Origin of the sequence: Staphylococcus lloydii (genome assembly GCF_015775975.1) — a bacterium.
GTDB classification, from domain to species: Bacteria; Bacillota; Bacilli; order Staphylococcales; family Staphylococcaceae; genus Staphylococcus; species Staphylococcus lloydii.
Genome location: NZ_CP064056.1, coordinates 1395032 through 1412307, shown reverse-complemented (window position 1 = coordinate 1412307; position 17276 = coordinate 1395032). Strand labels below are relative to the sequence as shown.

Below are 17276 nucleotides of genomic sequence, written 5' to 3'. Positions count from 1 at the left end.
GCTCCGGTCTCAATTACTGAGACCGGAGTTTTTTTGTCTTATTTGATAAGATGCGTTCATTTTTATTAATTCAGATTTTAACGTTTTCATTTGACGGTAACCCATAAAATGATATTTTCTTTGTTGCATATAGCGATAGCGTTCTAGAAAATTCATAGGAACGACTGGTAATTGTTCTAATTCATCTAAATTTAATGATTGAATGTTATTAATTTGCTTAAAATAATCGATAATTAAATCAAAGTATTTATCTAAGTATGTTTTTGCTTTATCAGATTTCAATTGCTTATGATGTGCAAAGTAATCTAACTCTGATTCTATATTATTAAAGTCATCTTTAGTAATCATATTTATCACGCTTCTTTCATTGTCGCCTTGTAACGTTTTTGGCCTTCTCTACAATCTTCAAAAAGTGGACAAATGTCACATTTAGGGCTACGTGACAGACAGTGGTATCTACCAAAAAATATTAATTGATGATGTGTTCTATTCCAACGTTCTCTTGGAACTACTTTACATAGCTTGTCTTCTACTTGTCTCACGTTATCTTTCCAACGACAGATACCCAGTCGTTTAGAAACTCTTTCGACATGTGTATCAACTGCTAATGAGGGTTCGCCAAAAGCAACACTCATAACTACGTTGGCTGTTTTTCTTCCTACACCCGCTAAGCTCTCTAATTCAGCATGTGTTTGCGGAATTTGCCCATCAAATTTGTCTAACAACGATTGGCAAAGCTTTTTAATATTTTTCGCTTTGTTTCTATATAGTCCAATAGTTCTAATATCATTTTCTAATTCCGAAATGTCTACTGCTAAATAATCCTCTGGACTTTTATATTTTTCAAAGAGTGGTTTAGTAATTTTATTAACTGCATTATCTGTCGTTTGAGCAGATAGCAAAACGGCAATTGTGAGTTCAAAAGGATTGTCATGCACAAGTTCACATTCTGCGTTTGGAAACATTTTCGCTATGACATCTATCATATTTAAAGCTTTTTTATTACTTACCATCAGGTGAACCTCCATTTAGCCAATCAACTTTCGGTATATTTTCCACAGTATGTTTCATTTTAGGTTGATTAAATTGTTGGGTAATTTTTTTAGAATCTTCAATCGTCTTCACATTATTTTTCTTCCAGTTTAATAAAATGCGGTCTAAATATTTAAACGATAATTTATTTTGACTCGACGCCTCATCTAAAGCAGCTTGAATAACATCTAAATCATGTTGATCGACATCAATCCATTGATTTAATGTTTCCATTTCAAATGGTGACAAAGGACGTCCGAAAGTTTGTTCAACATTTTGGAATAATTGATTAAAATCTAATTCATTTTGCTTAGTTTTTTGAGTAATGTCAGATTGTGTCAAAATTGAGCTTAGCTTATCGTAAAAAGGATCTAAATCCATATATTCAGTGAATTTCCCCTCTTCGTCTTTGCGTACATTAAGGTTCAATAAATCGCGTTGAATTAAGTTTTGAATAATTGCAGTAATTTGTCTGGCTTCTAAAGTTGTACCTTGTTGTAACGACTCGATCGATGGCTGCTTATTTGACGTCTCGCCGGCGTGGAGTAACTTAATCAAAATTACTAATTCAGTTTCATTAATGCCAAGTTCGTTGTAATGATAAAGGAGTTCTTTACGAATAACAACCGGTCTTGTTTTTAATTGATAGGCATTCATCCAGTTTCCCCCTTTTCAATATTAAATAAGTGATAAAAAAGTCCAGCCGTTATTATGATGACTGGACAATTTGCTTTATATTTTATGGATATAAACGATTTAGTAATCTTGGGAATGGTGATGTTTCTCTTACATGTTCTACGCCAGATATCCATGCCACTGCACGTTCTAAGCCTAGACCGAAACCACTGTGTGGTACACTACCATATTTACGTAAATCTAAATAATAGCTATAGCTTTCAGCGTCTAATTCGTGTTCGTTGATACGTTGTTCCATTAACGCTAAGTCATTGATACGTTCTGAGCCGCCAATAATTTCACCATAGCCTTCAGGTGCAATTAAATCAGCACATAGCACAGTGTCTTCATTTTCAGGGTTTGGTTGCATATAGAATGGTTTAATCTTAGTTGGATAGTTTGTAATAAATACTGGTAAATCATAATGATTAGCAATTGCAGTTTCATGAGGTGCACCAAAATCTTCGCCCCATTCAATGTCGTCGAATCCTTCTTCTTTTAAGAACGTAACGGCATCATCATAGCTAATTCTTGGGAATGGCGTTGCAACTTTAGCTAATTTTTCAGTATCACGCTCTAAAGTTTTAAGTTCGATTGTACAATTTTTTAATACTGACTGAACGATATGTGTCACGTATTGTTCTTGTACTTCTAAGCTATCATCATGGTTATAAAATGCCATTTCTGGTTCAATCATCCAAAACTCGATTAAATGACGACGTGTTTTAGATTTTTCAGCTCTGAACGTTGGTCCGAATGAAAAGACTTTACCGTGTGCCATTGCTGCAGCTTCCATATATAATTGTCCACTTTGAGATAAAAATGCATCTTCATCAAAATATTTAGTGTGGAAAAGTTCACTCGTACCTTCGGGTGCACTTGCCGTTAAAATCGGTGGATCAATTTTCGTGAATCCATTGTTATTGAAAAATTCGTACGTCGCACGAATAATTTCGTTTCTAATTTTCATAACAGCATGTTGCTTTTTAGAACGTAGCCATAAATGTCTATGGTCCATTAAAAATTCTGTACCATGGTTTTTTGGCGTGATAGGATAATCATGCGCTTCGTCTATTACCTCTATTGATTTAACTTGCATTTCGTAACCAAGATCTGAACGTGTATCCTCTGTAATAACGCCAGTAACAAAAAGTGAAGATTCTTGAGTAATATTTTTAGCTAACTGGAATGTGTCTTCTGAAACTTCTGCCTTCACTACGACACCTTGCATAAACCCAGTTCCATCTCTAAGTTGTAAGAAAGCTATTTTACCACTTGAACGTTTATTGTGTAGCCAACCACCAATTGTCACTTCTTGGTTAAGATAATTTTTTGCTTCTTTAATTGTTGTCTTCATAACCAGTCTCCTATAATTAATTTATCCTTATATATTTTAACAAAATCATTACATAACATCTAGTTAATTCAATGTAGCACGATGTTACTTTTTAATTTTATTTAACAAACGATGAAATTGTTTTATATCACCTTTGTTTTGTCTGAAATTTTCTAATGACTGTTCAAAGAAATGTTTGTAACTACTATTAATCAGTCTGTCATCAAAAGATACTAATATGCCTTTATCGTTTTCACTTCTGATTAAGCGACCAATACCTTGTCTGAAACGAGTTACTGCATCTGGTAATACATATTCTTTAAATGTAGATGTAAATTCAGATTCCATTAACCAGAATTTAGTATTATTTTGATTCATAAATGGTAGTTTGGCGATCATTACGCATTTAATACCATTTGACTGAAAATCAAAGCCTTCAAAGAATGTTCCCGTACCTAAAAGAATTGCTTTGTCAAAACTATTGAATTGTTGCACGATTTTATAATTTTGATTAGGTTGTTGCGTGAGAATGACATAGTCTTCAAATTCAGGTAGTTCATTTAATAGTTCTTGAACAAGATGCATCATTCTATAACTCGTAAAGAGTATTAAACATTTTGACTCTACTACATTGACGTATTCAGTCACATAATTAATTATCGAAGATACATAATCATTAATGTTTTTATAGTTGTATGATGCAACATCATTAGGGATAAACACCGTGGTTTGATTTGCATTATACGTGTTATTGTCAATCTCATACGTATTGAATGATACGTCTTCATTGAACCAATTTTTAAAGTTATCAAATGAATGGTTGAAAGTTAAAGTACCAGAGATAAATGTTAATGCATTAAACTTATTCAACACTTGGGACGTCAAGACATCTTTAACGTTATAATCTTTAACATGTAACTTAATAGTAGATTTTTGTGATAAGTTTTTTATAGATAAATAACTTGTATGATTATTTTTTAAACTTTGTTCAATAGCCTTAAAACGATTATTGATATATAACAGTTGCTTTCTAACTGATTTAATCATTTTGTGACTCATACCGTTGAAGAATTCTAAAGACATATTCAATTTATGAATAATTGTAGATAGGTCTTTAATGATAGGCTCACTATCAAAATGGTATACAAAATGAAGTTTGTGCATATCATCATCATGAACTTCTGAATTATGAATAGTTTTGAAAATTGTATCAAAAAGTTGTTCATTCAAATCATGTATTTCATTTATCGTAACTTTGAGACCAAAAACATCAATCGGTGGAATATCTAGCTTTTCTAAAATACGCTTTTGTTCAAGTGTATCAATAGATTTTAAAAGCTTTTCATTTTCTGTTTTACCAATTAAGCCAAGTTGATATTTTATATCTGAATAACTTAATTCATTTGTTACTTGATTTAAAGCGTAATCAGGTAAGCGATGTGCCTCATCAATGATACAATCATCAAATAATTGATAAATTGAATTATCTGGCGACGAATGTATTAAATGTGCATGGTTTGTTATACCTATTTGAATGTTATAAGCATTACGTTTAATAAAATTATAGTAATGAATATCATTTCGTACGGGTACATAAGTTTCTAATTTTTGGTCAAAATACATTTTTTGACCGCCTTTTAAATTCAGCTCTTGTATGTCACCGGTATCTGTTTCAGTAATCCATATTAATAATTGCATTTTTAATATACTTACTTCGTAATTACTCGATTCGTCTTTTAAAATTTGACTAATTAAACCTAGAGAAATATATTCATTTTTGCTTTTGATTAGCGTGGTATTCACTTTAAAGTTTAAAGCTTGCTTAATCATAGGTATATCTTTTTCTAATAATTGATTTTGTAGTAATTTCGTATTCGTTGAAATCATGACATGCTTGCCTGTTTCAATGTTATACATTAATGCTGCCAATAAATAAGCGAATGACTTTCCACTGCCTAATGGCGCCTCAATCATTGCTTTACTACTGTGCATTAATTGCTCTAATATAATTTCTGCTAGATACAGTTGTTGTGGTCTATACGTCATATCTAAACGCTCTATAATATTAGTATATAACTCTTTTAATGTGCCATTATATTCTAGGTGTGGCATTTTAAAATCTTTTTGCTTTTTATAAATGATTTGCTCAAATTTAGCAAAATGTTGTGGTAAATCCGTAGTGTGCTGCGCACGTATTAATTCAAACAGAATATCATGCAAATCATATTTAAGGTTTTTACTTAAATAATACAATTGCTTAAGCGTATCTAACGGTAATTCTGAAAATTTTTCAAAAGCTAGGATCATTAACTTAGCCGTAGTCGTTGCATCTTCGTCTGCCCTATGAGCGTTATCTAAAGGAATGTCATGCGCTTCTGCAAGTTCACTTAGTTGATAACTCTTATCTGTAGGAAAAGCCACTTTAAATAGTTCTAATGTATCTAAAACTTTGCGAGGTTTATATTTAATGCCGCAGTTTTTAAATGATTTACGGATAAAATTCAAATCAAATGCCACATTATGAGCGACAAAAATACAATCTTTGAGTTGGTTGTATATATCCTCAGCTATATCTTGAAAATATGGCGCCTGTGCCAACATATCTTCTTCTATTGATGTTAGTGCTTGAATAAATGGAGGAATTTCTAAATCTGTTTTTATCATAGAATGATACGTACCGATAATTTTGTTTTCACGCACGAAAGTAATACCGATTTGTATTATTTCATCGAAATCTAATTGGTTTCCTGTAGTTTCTAGGTCGACTACAGCGTAACACGGTTCGGTCATTATGTTTTCCTCCTTTCTGTGTTTATAATTCTATATCAGCACTCATTAGTTTTTTTATTTCGCCAGTACTGTCCTTTACAATTAAAAAGCCTTCGTTATCAATGTCTATTGCTTTACCGTTAAACTGAATATTATTCTCTGTAAATCTTAACTCTTTATTCCAGATGTTTGAAGCTTCTATGTATTCATCACGAATTGCTTCAAAGGATTTAGTATTAAATTGAGCATAACGATATTCTATATTAGTGATAAGTGATTTTAAAAATTGATAACGATTTATCTTTTCATTGCTGTGTAGTGCTATACTCGTTGCTTTTTGCTTTAATTCATCGACGAAATCTTCTGTGTGATGATTCATATTAATTCCTATACCACAAATAACCGCTTCTATACCATCACTGTTTGCGACCATTTCAGTTAAAAATCCACAAACTTTTTTGCCTTCAATGTATATATCGTTTGGCCACTTCACTTTAACTTCATCGTTGGAAAACTGTTGAATAGCGTCTCGAATACCTAAAGCTATAAATAAATTAAATTTAGTTATCATTGAAAAGGCTACCGCTGGTCGAAGCACAATTGACATCCATAACCCTTTACTTTTGGCAGAGGTCCAAGGTCTGTTGAAGCGGCCTTTACCTTGCGTTTGCTCATCGCTTAAAATTAAAAAAGATTCTTTATTCCCGACTAGTTGTTGCTTAGCTTGCAGTTGCGTAGAATTAATAGTTTCATGGACTTCTATATTATCAAAAAGGCGCTGCTCTTGAATTAATGGCACTACGATACCTTCATACCACTTGTCAGGTAACGTAATTAGTCGATGACCACGATGATTTATTGATTCAATATCGCACCCTTCATTTTTAAGTTGGTCGATAATTTTTTTGACTGAAGTTCGCGATATCTTAAGTTGTTCAGCGATATATTGTCCGGATACATATTCAAGTTGATGTTGATATAAAATATGAATGACACTTTGACTATATTTTGACATGTTCTTTCACCCATTCTAAAATTTTAGGTTTATAATTCGTTAATTGACCATCAATTATCGCAATTTCAATATTTCTCAATGCTTCTTTTATCCATGGGCCACTTCGTTGTTGAAGGCTGTCTATCAAGTCTTTACCAGAAATGTCTATATCGGATCTATCGTGAATAGGTATTTCATAAGCGACTTCACGTAAAAGTTGTTCGTTGAAAATGATTGGTGATGGCAGCGCGATATTATTTTGTTTAAATGTTTCACTGTAAGATAAAATTGTTAAGTTATAGTGTAACCCATAATCATAAATAAGTAATTTAAGTTGTTGTTTTGTATTAATAGTTTGAAGTGAAGTTAATAAATCATTATAAGTTTGGATTTCCTTCTTTTCGTTATTACTTATTTTTAATTGTCCTAGTTGGGCATTATCACTCGTTAATTTATTTTGTATTAATGCAATCAATAGATTAAATGGAAGTGGCTCGCTTATATTAATACGAGTCATATCGTATTGATTGAAGAAAGGAATATAAGCAAATGCGTTCAGTCTTATAAGATTGTGATAACTTACAGCCACATTTTTACCTGCGAATAATTTTTTAAATTCCACGATGATGCGTTCTATAGAAAGATATTCGATATTGTGAATTTGTGATTGCATACCTTCATAGGTTTTGTTGTCTAATGAAAAAGCTAATTGAGATTGAAATCTTAATCCTCTAATAATTCTAAGCGCATCTTCCTCGAACCGTTCTACTGAATGACCCACTGTTTTAATATTTTCTGCTTTGATATCTTCTTGACCATTAAAATAATCTATAACGTTATATGCTTCATCCATTGCAATGGCATTAATGGTAAAATCACGACGTTTAACATCTTCGTATAAATCACGTACAAAAATGACACCGTTAGGTTTACGATGATTTACATATTCATCTTCAGTTCTAAATGTAGTAATTTCATAACTACTATTATTAAATAATACATTTATCGTACCATGCTCTTTACCAATGGGTACGGTTTTAGGAAAAATACGTTCAATTTCATCTGGTGTAGCACTCGTAGTGATATCGATATCATGAATGTCTTTATTCATTAAATAATCTCGTACGGAGCCACCTACAAAATATGCTTCGAACCCGTGTTCTTTTAAATTTTTTATAATAGGTTTAGCATCTTCAAATAGTATATTAGTCATGATTACCCTCTAACATTTGTCTATAATAGTATTCATATTGATCAGTAATTAAATCAGATGAGAATCTTTGTTCAATGTCTTTGAGCATAGTTTGTTGAAACTTATTATACAATGTATCGTCAGTTAATAGTTTAAGCGCATATTCACTTGCTTGTGAACTATCTCCCACATCTACTAAATAACCAGTTTCGCCGTGTCTAATTACCTCTTTAATACCTCCAGCGGTAGACCCAACTGGTACTACGCCCGATTTCATCGCTTCTAAAAGCGTTAGACCAAAACTTTCTTTTTCGCTTAATAATAACACTAAATCGGCTAATTGATAAAACTCACTTACCCAATCTTGCTTGCCTAAAAAGATGATGTATTCTTCTATATCTAAGTCTTTTGCAAGTTGTTTCATGTCCATTAATTCGGGACCATCACCGATTAATAACAATTTAGATGCCATTTGCTTATGAATCTTGGCAAACGTTTCAATCACTGTGTCTATTCGTTTAACAGCTCTAAAGTTTGAGACGTGGATAATGACCTTTTCATCATCTTCAATACCATAATATTGTTTTAAATTAGTATTTCTTATTGTTGGGAACTCATTTTCCCTCACGAAATTATAAATAGGTACAATTTCTTTAGATGTTTCTATAATTTCTTGCGTTTGTTGCGCTAATGATTTACTTACACTCGTAACAATATCGCTTTCTTCGATGCCAAATTTAATTGCATTTTTTAAAGAATGGTCATAACCCAATACTGTGATATCTGTGCCGTGTAATGTCGTCATTATTTTAATATCTTTACCGGACATTTGTTTGGCTAAAATACCACATACAGCATGGGGTACAGCATAGTGCATATGTAGTAAGTCTAAATCATATTCATTTATCACTTCAGCAATTTTAGTACTAAGTGTTATGTCATATGGTGGATATTGAAATACAGCATATTGATTAACTTCTACTTGGTGGAATGTAATGTTGGGTAGAGGTTTACGAATCCTAAACGGGATATTAGAAGTAATAAAATGTATATCATGGCCTCTTTCGGCTAATTTTATACCTAATTCAGTAGCAATAATGCCTGATCCACCCATAGATGGATAGCACGTAATTCCAATTTTCATCAGGTGCTCACACCCTTTCTATCAGTCGTAACGATTTTTGTCGCGTTTGTTATATTTATCCATTGTTTCATTAAAACTCTCAGTCATATCTATATCTAGTGAATTTGCTATACATAGTAACACAAAAAGGTTGTCACCTAATTCTGCTTTAATCGTATTGTCATCTTCGCTATCTTTTTTCTTTTTTTCACCGTATAAGTGGTTAATTTCTCTAGATAACTCTCCAACTTCTTCTGTTAAGCGAGCTAAATTTGCTAAAGGTGAGAAATAGCCAGTGTTAAATTGACCAATAAACGCATCGACTTCTTTTTGCATTTCTGTCATTGATTTCAATTTAATCGCTCCTTTGTAATATCATGTCCTATTTAGTATAGACTAAATCAAAGTGCTATGCATTAATGATGCAACATCAATATCGTATTAAATTTAATGTTATAACATAAGAAAAAAGCACATCTTTTCAATTGAAAAGATGTGCTACTATAAAAATGATTAATCACTAGATCTAGCAATAAGAATAAATCTTACAAGTTCAGCTAAAGCAACTGCTGTAGATGCAACATATGTCATTGCTGCTGCAGATAATACTTTTTTAGCATGTTTGTATTCATTCTCATTAACAATATTTAGCTTAGTAATTTGTTTCATTGCTCGGCTACTGGCATTAAACTCTACTGGTAAAGTAACAATAGAGAATAACACTGCGAAAGCCATGAATGCAATACCAATCCATAATGCAGTAGTACCTATCGCACTTTGCATACTAGTTAATATGATACCAGCAATTATTGCGATGTAACCTACTGAATTACCAATAGATGCTAATGGTACTAATGCTGTTCTAAATCTTAAATAGAAATAGCCTTGTGCGTGTTGAATTGCATGTCCAACTTCGTGTGCCGCAATTGCTGTTCCAGCTACTGACGGTCTACTGAAGTTGGCTGGTGATAATACGACGACTTTTTTACGTGGGTCGTAATGGTCTGTTAAGAAACCTTCACCTTCAACAACGTCAACATCATAAATGCCATTCGCATGTAGGATTTCTAATGCAACTTCTTGACCTGTCTTACCACTCGTGGATCTAACTTGTGAATATTTTTCATAGTTTGATTTGACTTTGTGCTGCGCCCACAATGGCAGGAGCATTAAAATAACAATATATATAATATAAGATATTAAAGACAAAAATCCTCACTCCTTTATATCTTTATTTTACTGTCAACGTTAAAAATGGTCAAATGTTTTACTCTTAAAAACACGCCATAAATATAATAATAATGAGATTATGCTTAACCATATTGTTAAATAAGCTATTGCACTAAGGTGTTGTTCTATAAATGGGTAATATGGATATTGTTTAAAAACATAATCTATTACATCATTATGAAATACCCAAATCATTCCAATAACAAGCCCTACTATCGTCACTTTCATTCTAGGATAAAAAATGATAGCTTCTAATGCCATAATACCGTGAGAGATAATTAACATTAGGCCGTTTAAAAAGATTTGTCGCTCATCGATAAACATTATAATATTCATTAAAACAGCCCACACACCATATTTAAATAAAGATACGAAGGCTAAAGCTTCAATGACGGAGTTACTTTTATTAAAAATAAAAGCTAAGATAACAAAACATAAGAATAATGAAGCGGTTGGGCTATCCGGTACAAATGGGACAAACTGCCAATCAGTAACACTTAATTGTGTATCATACCAAATATAACCATAAATTGTACCTGCCAAGTTGCAAATTAATAATATCCATAATGCGACTTTATTATAAATTAAAGCGTTAATTATTGTTTTTATAGACATAGACCGTTCCTCTATGGATTTGAATTTCTAGATTTAAATAACTTTAAAATTTGAGATAATTGATAAAATTGTTCTGGTTGTCTAAATTGCAAACTTAAATCAATATTGTCTTGTAAATGTTGAATAATTGAAGATTCATGTTGTGTAGACAATGGAATTGTAAAGATATCATTCATATAAATAGCATAATATGGCGACTTTAATAATTGATATACTAATAATTCATCGAGGCGACGTTCTCTTTTACTGTTTTGAGCAAAATTAATTTTAATGTCTAGTGATAAATTAGAATTAGCAATGAACGTAAATATTTCATTGCTGTTGATAAGTATATGTTCTGTAGTTTTTAAAGTAATTGCTTCTTCATTGGCAGCTTTAGTTGAAATGTCCAATGTATTATGATCATTAATTGTTTCGTAGACGAAATGAACGTTATCAATATGTTGAGGTGAGCTTTTAATGTAGTTTAAAACCCAAACGCTTATTCTAGATTTAAATTCATATTGGAACAATAAATATTCAATAAAGTTAATTTTCATTTGGTTTAAACTTGTTGTCATTGGCGCTCACCTCACTTTACATTCATCTTATTGTATACGTTGAGCTTCTTCATGCCAAGTTTCGTTACTTGGCTCAATTTCTAATAATTGATTTAATATCGTTTTGGCAGTGTCTATTTGACCTATTTCAATTAAATAATAATAGTAATCGCTTAAAAATTCTGCCTGTGTTTGTAATGTTGGATAAGCGAGATTAAAGAAATGTTGCGCTTCTTTATCACGTTCTTCTTGTCCATAAGCATAGGCTAAATGCCACATAAATACAGGATCTAAATCTTCTTCGTCCACATACTGTAACAGTGAAATAAGAGATTCATAATCTTCTTCACTTCTAAATAAGTCACTAAGAATAAGTAATGGTTCTTGATAAGAATTATCTACATCCAATGCTTGTGTTAAAAGTGAAACACCTTCATTTGCATCGCCATGGTCTATTTCGAGTTTACCTGTCGTCACCATTAATTCTTTATAAAATTGGCTTAGACGTAAACCTTCTTTACCGATTTCGATAGCGTCCGCATAATTATGTTCTTGTTCATGTAGTTGTTGTAAGAAAAAGTACCCTTGTAAAAAGTCTGGGTCTTTAGATAATAACGTTTGAACTAATTTAATAGCCTCTTGTGTTAATTCGTTTTTATCGTACGCTATTGCTTTTTTAAAGTAATCTTCAGAGTTCATTTCATCGTCGTTTATTTCATCGAACATTTTAATAGCGTCACTGTAGTTACCACTTTGTAAACTACAATCGGCAATACGTGAAAATAAATTAACGCCATTAATTTCATATTCACCTGTTTCGAGTACTGTCTCATATTCTGAAGTTGCTCTTAAGTATTGGCCATCATAATATAATATTTCAGCCAAAGCGAAATGAATAATTGGATCGTTAGGTTGTAATTCACGTGCTTCAGTTAATTTATCAATTGCTACTTCTAACATGTTGAGTTGTTGATATAAATCAGCTTCTAACATTAACTTTTCTGGAGATACTTCTACTTCTGTTAAATATTCTAAAGCCTCATCAGTTTGGTCTTCGGCTATAAGGCCATCGATTAAATAAATTAATAATTCACTTTCGTCTGGATATTTATTATAAAGTGTTCTAAAGACCTCAATAGCTTGTGGTGTTAAACCAAAATTAAATAAAGTCTCACCTAAAATAAATAAAGCATCATCATTTGTAGAACTTAATGCATCATTAACACGAGTATCTAAATTATCCAATTTTTGTACATTGATATCGTCTATAAGTTTATAGATATCTTGCATATAGATTATCCCTCGTTTTCTAATTGTTTTAATGTTGATAAGAATCCTGGGAACGAAACATTAACTGCATTAAATTGTTCAATCGTAAGTGACTCAGTTGTTAATAATGAAGCGATTGCTAACATCATACCGATACGATGATCAGTAAAACTGTCGACAGTAGCTGTTTGTTCTAATTTAGAAGGATGAATAATTAAACCATCATTTGTTGGTTGTAATGTAAAACCTAATAAATTCAACATATTGGCAGTAGTATCAATACGGTTTGTTTCTTTAACCTTTAATTCTTCGGCATCTTTTATAACACTACTGTTTGCTGCTTGCGTACATAGTAAAGCAATAATTGGCATTTCATCAATTGCTCTAGGTACTAAGTCACCTTCGATGTGAATGCCTTTTAACTGTGGCGTGTATTGAACTCGGACTGATGCAGTGGGTTCTGGCCCTTCAGTGACATTAAATAATTCAATGTTCCCTTCCATTTTTTCAACGATATCTATAATACCTGAACGGGTCGGGTTAATGCCAACATTATGAATTGTAACATCACTTCCAGGAGTGATTAAACCTGCTACAATAAAATATGCTGCTGAAGAAATATCTCCTGGCACAGTGAAGTCAGCGGGTGTAATATGGCTGATGGCATTAGGTTGTGTATGGAGCGTATTGCCAACTACTTCTATAGGTATATTGAAATGTTTAAACATTGTTTCGGTATGGTTACGCGTAATATCTATTTCTTCAATCGTCGTAATTTCTTTTGAAAATAGACTAGCAAAAAGGATAGCACTTTTAACTTGCGCGCTTGCTACTTCCATTTGGTAATTTATGCCATATATTTGAGCTGGTTTAATAATTAATGGCGTGTAATTATCATCAATACCTGTTATATGAGCGCCCATTGAAGTTAAAGGCTTCATAATTCTATCCATAGGTCTCTTACCTATGGACTCATCACCGGATAATACAGATTCAATACCAAGGCCACAAAGCAATCCTGCAACTAGACGTGTCGTCGTACCAGAATTACCTGTATACAGTACTTGGTGTGGCGTTTGGAAGTGCGCATATCCTGGAGAATCTATAGAAATTGCATCATCAGTAACTGTAATATCAACGCCCAAGCGCTTGAAAATTTCTACAGTGCGTAAACAATCTTCACCTAATAAAGGTTTATATATCGTTGTTTTGCCCTTAGCTAATGATCCTAATATAATGCCTCTATGCGTCATGGATTTGTCTCCAGGCACTTCAATTTCGCCCACTAAAGGACCATTTATGTTTATTGTTTCACTGTTGCTCAATATAGTCACCTACTTAAAATATGATTGTAAAGTTTCGAAAGCTTGTTCATGTATTTGTTTATTAACATGTTGAACCACTGGTTTACCAAAATCTTCTAGTAATACCATTTGTACGCCCTCAAAGTCATTCTTTTTATCGTTCAACATCAAATCATATAAAATATCAAAATTAAACTCTGCAATAAGCTCTAATGGATAATGAAGCGCAGTTAGATAATTAATAAAATGTTGAATATCAAAATTAGTATTTAATTGCTTGTTTGAGACGATAAATTGATAAATTAAACCTATCATGATGGCATGACCATGCGGTATTTTATGGTTATACTCTACAGCATGACCAAAAGTATGACCAAGATTTAAAAATTTACGAACGTTACTTTCTTTTTCATCTTGAATAATAATATTTAATTTAGTTTCAATACCTTTATAAATATAATAATCTATGTTTGTTAGCTGATGTAGATTATCACTATTATCGTATTGTTCTTCTAAAGCAGTTACAGCATCTTTATCATTTAATAATGCATGTTTGTATACTTCAGCATAACCACTAATTACTTCGCTATAAGGCAAACTATCTAAAAAGTTCAAATCATAAATAACGGCTTTAGGTCGATAAAATGCACCGATCAGATTTTTACCGTGCTGAGAATTGATACCTACTTTGCCACCCACGCTTGAATCATGGGCCAAAATAGTCGTTGGTACTTGAATAAAATCTACACCACGTAATAAAGTTGCAGCTAAAAAGCCAGTAAAATCTCCAGTGGCACCTCCACCAACAGCAATTAGACATGTATCTCTTGTTAAATGTTTGCTCAGAAGAGACTCAATTGTTTCTTCGTAAAATGAAAACGTCTTTGTACTTTCTCCTGATGGTATGACAATTTTATGTGCATCATAATCTGTTGTTATAAAACTTAATACATCTTCCCACAATTGATTCACTTCGGCATCCACTATTAGTACTACGTCTTTATATGAATCAAGATATTGATGTAGTTGTTTTAATGCATTACGTTCTACGATAATAGGATAATTATTAGATTGATACGTAGTTTCTAGTTTCATATACTCACCTATTCTTGATTTAAATTAAATGATTAATATTAGTACTCAATATTTAGTAATCGACGTTCTTTAATTTGTTCTTGTAATTGTTCAATATGGTTTGATTGGAATTCTTCCAATAGTGCTTTAGCAATTTCAAATGCGACTACGTTTTCGACTACTACACTTGCGGCTGGTACGGCTGAACTATCAGAACGCTCTATAGAAGCTTTAAATGATTCTTTAGTATTTATGTCAACTGAGTTTAATGGTTTGTAAAGTGTTGGAATAGGTTTCATAACGCCGTTGACAATAATTGGCATGCCATTTGACATTCCACCTTCAAAACCACCTAAATGGTTTGTACCTCTGTAATAACCATTTGTTTCATCATATAAAATCTCGTCTTGAATTTGGCTACCAGGTTTTTCTGCAGCGTTAAAGCCTTCACCAAAACTAACACCTTTAAATGCATTGATACTCACAACGCCTTGTGCAATTCTGCCGTCTAACTTACGGTCATAGTGTACATAACTACCGATACCTACAGGTAAGCCTTCAACGACAACTTGTACTACGCCGCCCAAAGTATCGCCTGCTTTTTTCGCTTCATCGATTTTGTCACGCATATCTTGAGCAATATTTTCATCAATAACACGTACATCGTTTTTGTCTACACCATTTTTAATTGTTTCTAAATCGTAAAGACCTTGATCTTTAACGCCACCAATTTCAACGACACGACTATAAAATGTTATGTCTAATTGTTGTAAAAGAATTTTTGAAACTGCGCCTACTGCAACACGTGCAGCAGTTTCACGTGCAGAAGAACGTTCCAAGACGTTTCTTAAATCGCGATGATTATATTTCATACCGCCGATTAAATCTGCATGTCCAGGTCTCGGTTTAGTAATGACACGCTTCATATTTTCACGATGTTCGTCACTAATTGGATCTGCCCCCATGATATTTCTCCAGTGGGTAAAATCATCATTTTTCACGACTAAAGTAATTGGACTCCCTAATGTATAACCGTTACGTACACCAGATACAATTTCTACTGTGTCTTTTTCAATTTGCATACGACGACCGCGGCCATAGCCACCTTGTCTTTTGAACATTTGCTCATTTATATCTTCAACATTGATTTCTAAATTTGCTGGTACACCTTCAATTATAACTGTTAATTGTGGTCCATGTGACTCGCCCGATGTTAAATATCTCATTAATAACCTCTCCGTTCTTTAGTGCTTTAAATTATAATATGTTCTATATCTTATCATATAAATATAGTCATATTAATAGTATTTTTACGATTTGATAAGTTTTGTTAAAATCATAGTCAATCTTAAATCGACATTCATGTGTGACTAAGAATTTTTATTTGTGCTTAAATCTTTATGTAATGTGAAAATATTCTAACTATTACAACTTAAGTAAAACATGATTAAAGTGCATGAGTAAAATTAAAAGTATTTTATTATTAACTTTTAAACATTTATTTGATAAAGCTTTTGTATTGCTAAAATATAAAAAGGATGACCTCTACTCAAAAATCATTTCGAAGTCATCCTTATATATAATTAAATAATTATTATTTATTATTATTCATATAACCAAGGATTACGTGGCTGTTCGTAATCGCTTAATTCATCAGTGTTAAACCATAAATTGATTTCTTTAGTCGCAGCTTCTACAGAATCAGAACCGTGAATAATATTTCTGCCCACTGTTAAACCTAAGTCGCCTCTAATCGTACCTGGTGTAGCTTCTGATGGATTTGTAGAGCCGATAATATGACGTGCTACGCGAACAGCGTCTTCCCCTTCGACTACCATTGCAAATACTGGCGCAGAAGTAATAAATGATACTAAGTTGTTGTAAAATGGTTTATCAACATGCTCAGCATAATGTGTTTCTGCTAAAGATTTATCAACAGTCATTAGTTTACCACCGACAAGTTTTAGTCCTTTGCGTTCTATACGAGAAATAATTTCTCCAATTAAGTTACGTTGAACCGCGTCAGGTTTAATCATTAAAAATGTTCTTTCCATTGTGAGTAAATCCCCCTGTGTTTATGTATCAATATATTGTGTTAAAAATACTCGATTAGTATGTCATATT

The 17276-nt window shown here is 32.4% G+C and carries 17 protein-coding genes; all 17 read right to left on the bottom strand.

Features of this window, described 5'->3' with window-relative positions; all coding sequences use genetic code 11:
* Positions 1-9: 9 nt before the first annotated feature.
* Positions 10-348 (bottom strand): YpoC family protein, encoded by a 339-nt coding sequence (locus tag ISP08_RS06920; protein WP_195718142.1) that lies wholly within the window; start codon positions 346-348, stop codon positions 10-12.
* A gap of 5 nt (positions 349-353) precedes the next feature.
* Entirely contained in the window at positions 354-1013 is a 660-nt protein-coding gene (nth, locus tag ISP08_RS06915) for an endonuclease III (RefSeq protein WP_048793175.1), read from the bottom strand.
* The gene (locus ISP08_RS06910) at positions 1003-1689 is read right to left on the bottom strand and encodes a DnaD domain-containing protein (protein WP_195718141.1); all 687 of its coding nucleotides are present in this window, start codon (positions 1687-1689) and stop codon (positions 1003-1005) included. Before ISP08_RS06910 ends, nth begins: the two co-directional genes overlap by 11 nt.
* A gap of 82 nt (positions 1690-1771) precedes the next feature.
* Positions 1772-3064, bottom strand: coding sequence for an asparagine--tRNA ligase (gene asnS / locus ISP08_RS06905; RefSeq protein ID WP_048793173.1), 1293 nt, complete (start codon positions 3062-3064; stop codon positions 1772-1774).
* An 84-nt stretch (positions 3065-3148) separates the two neighbouring features.
* Entirely contained in the window at positions 3149-5833 is a 2685-nt protein-coding gene (locus ISP08_RS06900) for a helicase C-terminal domain-containing protein (protein ID WP_195718140.1), read from the bottom strand.
* Between the two features lie 22 nt (positions 5834-5855).
* Positions 5856-6827 carry a biotin--[acetyl-CoA-carboxylase] ligase gene (locus ISP08_RS06895; protein ID WP_195718139.1) on the bottom strand — a complete coding sequence of 324 codons (972 nt, stop codon included), beginning with the start codon at positions 6825-6827 and terminating at the stop codon, positions 5856-5858.
* Entirely contained in the window at positions 6814-8019 is a 1206-nt protein-coding gene (locus tag ISP08_RS06890) for a CCA tRNA nucleotidyltransferase (RefSeq protein WP_195718138.1), read from the bottom strand. Before ISP08_RS06890 ends, ISP08_RS06895 begins: the two co-directional genes overlap by 14 nt.
* Positions 8012-9142, bottom strand: coding sequence for an N-acetyl-alpha-D-glucosaminyl L-malate synthase BshA (gene bshA / locus ISP08_RS06885; protein WP_048793665.1), 1131 nt, complete (start codon positions 9140-9142; stop codon positions 8012-8014). The genes ISP08_RS06890 and bshA overlap by 8 nt, the downstream gene beginning before the upstream one ends.
* A gap of 21 nt (positions 9143-9163) precedes the next feature.
* On the bottom strand, positions 9164-9475 hold the full coding sequence (locus tag ISP08_RS06880; protein WP_048793664.1) for a nucleotide pyrophosphohydrolase: 312 nt from the start codon (positions 9473-9475) through the stop codon (positions 9164-9166).
* Positions 9476-9634: 159 nt separating this feature from the next.
* Positions 9635-10330: a zinc metallopeptidase gene (locus tag ISP08_RS06875; RefSeq protein ID WP_048793663.1), complete on the bottom strand. Its 696-nt coding sequence runs from the start codon at positions 10328-10330 to the stop codon at positions 9635-9637.
* A 39-nt stretch (positions 10331-10369) separates the two neighbouring features.
* Positions 10370-10966 (bottom strand): DUF1405 domain-containing protein, encoded by a 597-nt coding sequence (locus tag ISP08_RS06870; RefSeq protein WP_195718137.1) that lies wholly within the window; start codon positions 10964-10966, stop codon positions 10370-10372.
* Positions 10967-10977: 11 nt separating this feature from the next.
* Entirely contained in the window at positions 10978-11526 is a 549-nt protein-coding gene (locus tag ISP08_RS06865; protein ID WP_195718136.1) for a YpiB family protein, read from the bottom strand.
* A 27-nt stretch (positions 11527-11553) separates the two neighbouring features.
* Positions 11554-12795, bottom strand: coding sequence for a tetratricopeptide repeat protein (locus tag ISP08_RS06860; protein WP_195718135.1), 1242 nt, complete (start codon positions 12793-12795; stop codon positions 11554-11556).
* Positions 12796-12800: 5 nt separating this feature from the next.
* Positions 12801-14099 (bottom strand): 3-phosphoshikimate 1-carboxyvinyltransferase, encoded by a 1299-nt coding sequence (aroA, locus tag ISP08_RS06855; protein WP_195718134.1) that lies wholly within the window; start codon positions 14097-14099, stop codon positions 12801-12803.
* A 9-nt stretch (positions 14100-14108) separates the two neighbouring features.
* Positions 14109-15173, bottom strand: a complete 1065-nt coding sequence (gene aroB / locus ISP08_RS06850) for a 3-dehydroquinate synthase (protein ID WP_195718133.1) — start codon at positions 15171-15173, stop codon at positions 14109-14111.
* Between the two features lie 38 nt (positions 15174-15211).
* Positions 15212-16378: a chorismate synthase gene (aroC, locus tag ISP08_RS06845; protein WP_195718132.1), complete on the bottom strand. Its 1167-nt coding sequence runs from the start codon at positions 16376-16378 to the stop codon at positions 15212-15214.
* Positions 16379-16756: 378 nt separating this feature from the next.
* Positions 16757-17206, bottom strand: a complete 450-nt coding sequence (gene ndk, locus ISP08_RS06840) for a nucleoside-diphosphate kinase (protein WP_048793656.1) — start codon at positions 17204-17206, stop codon at positions 16757-16759.
* Between the last annotated feature and the right edge of the window lie 70 nt (positions 17207-17276).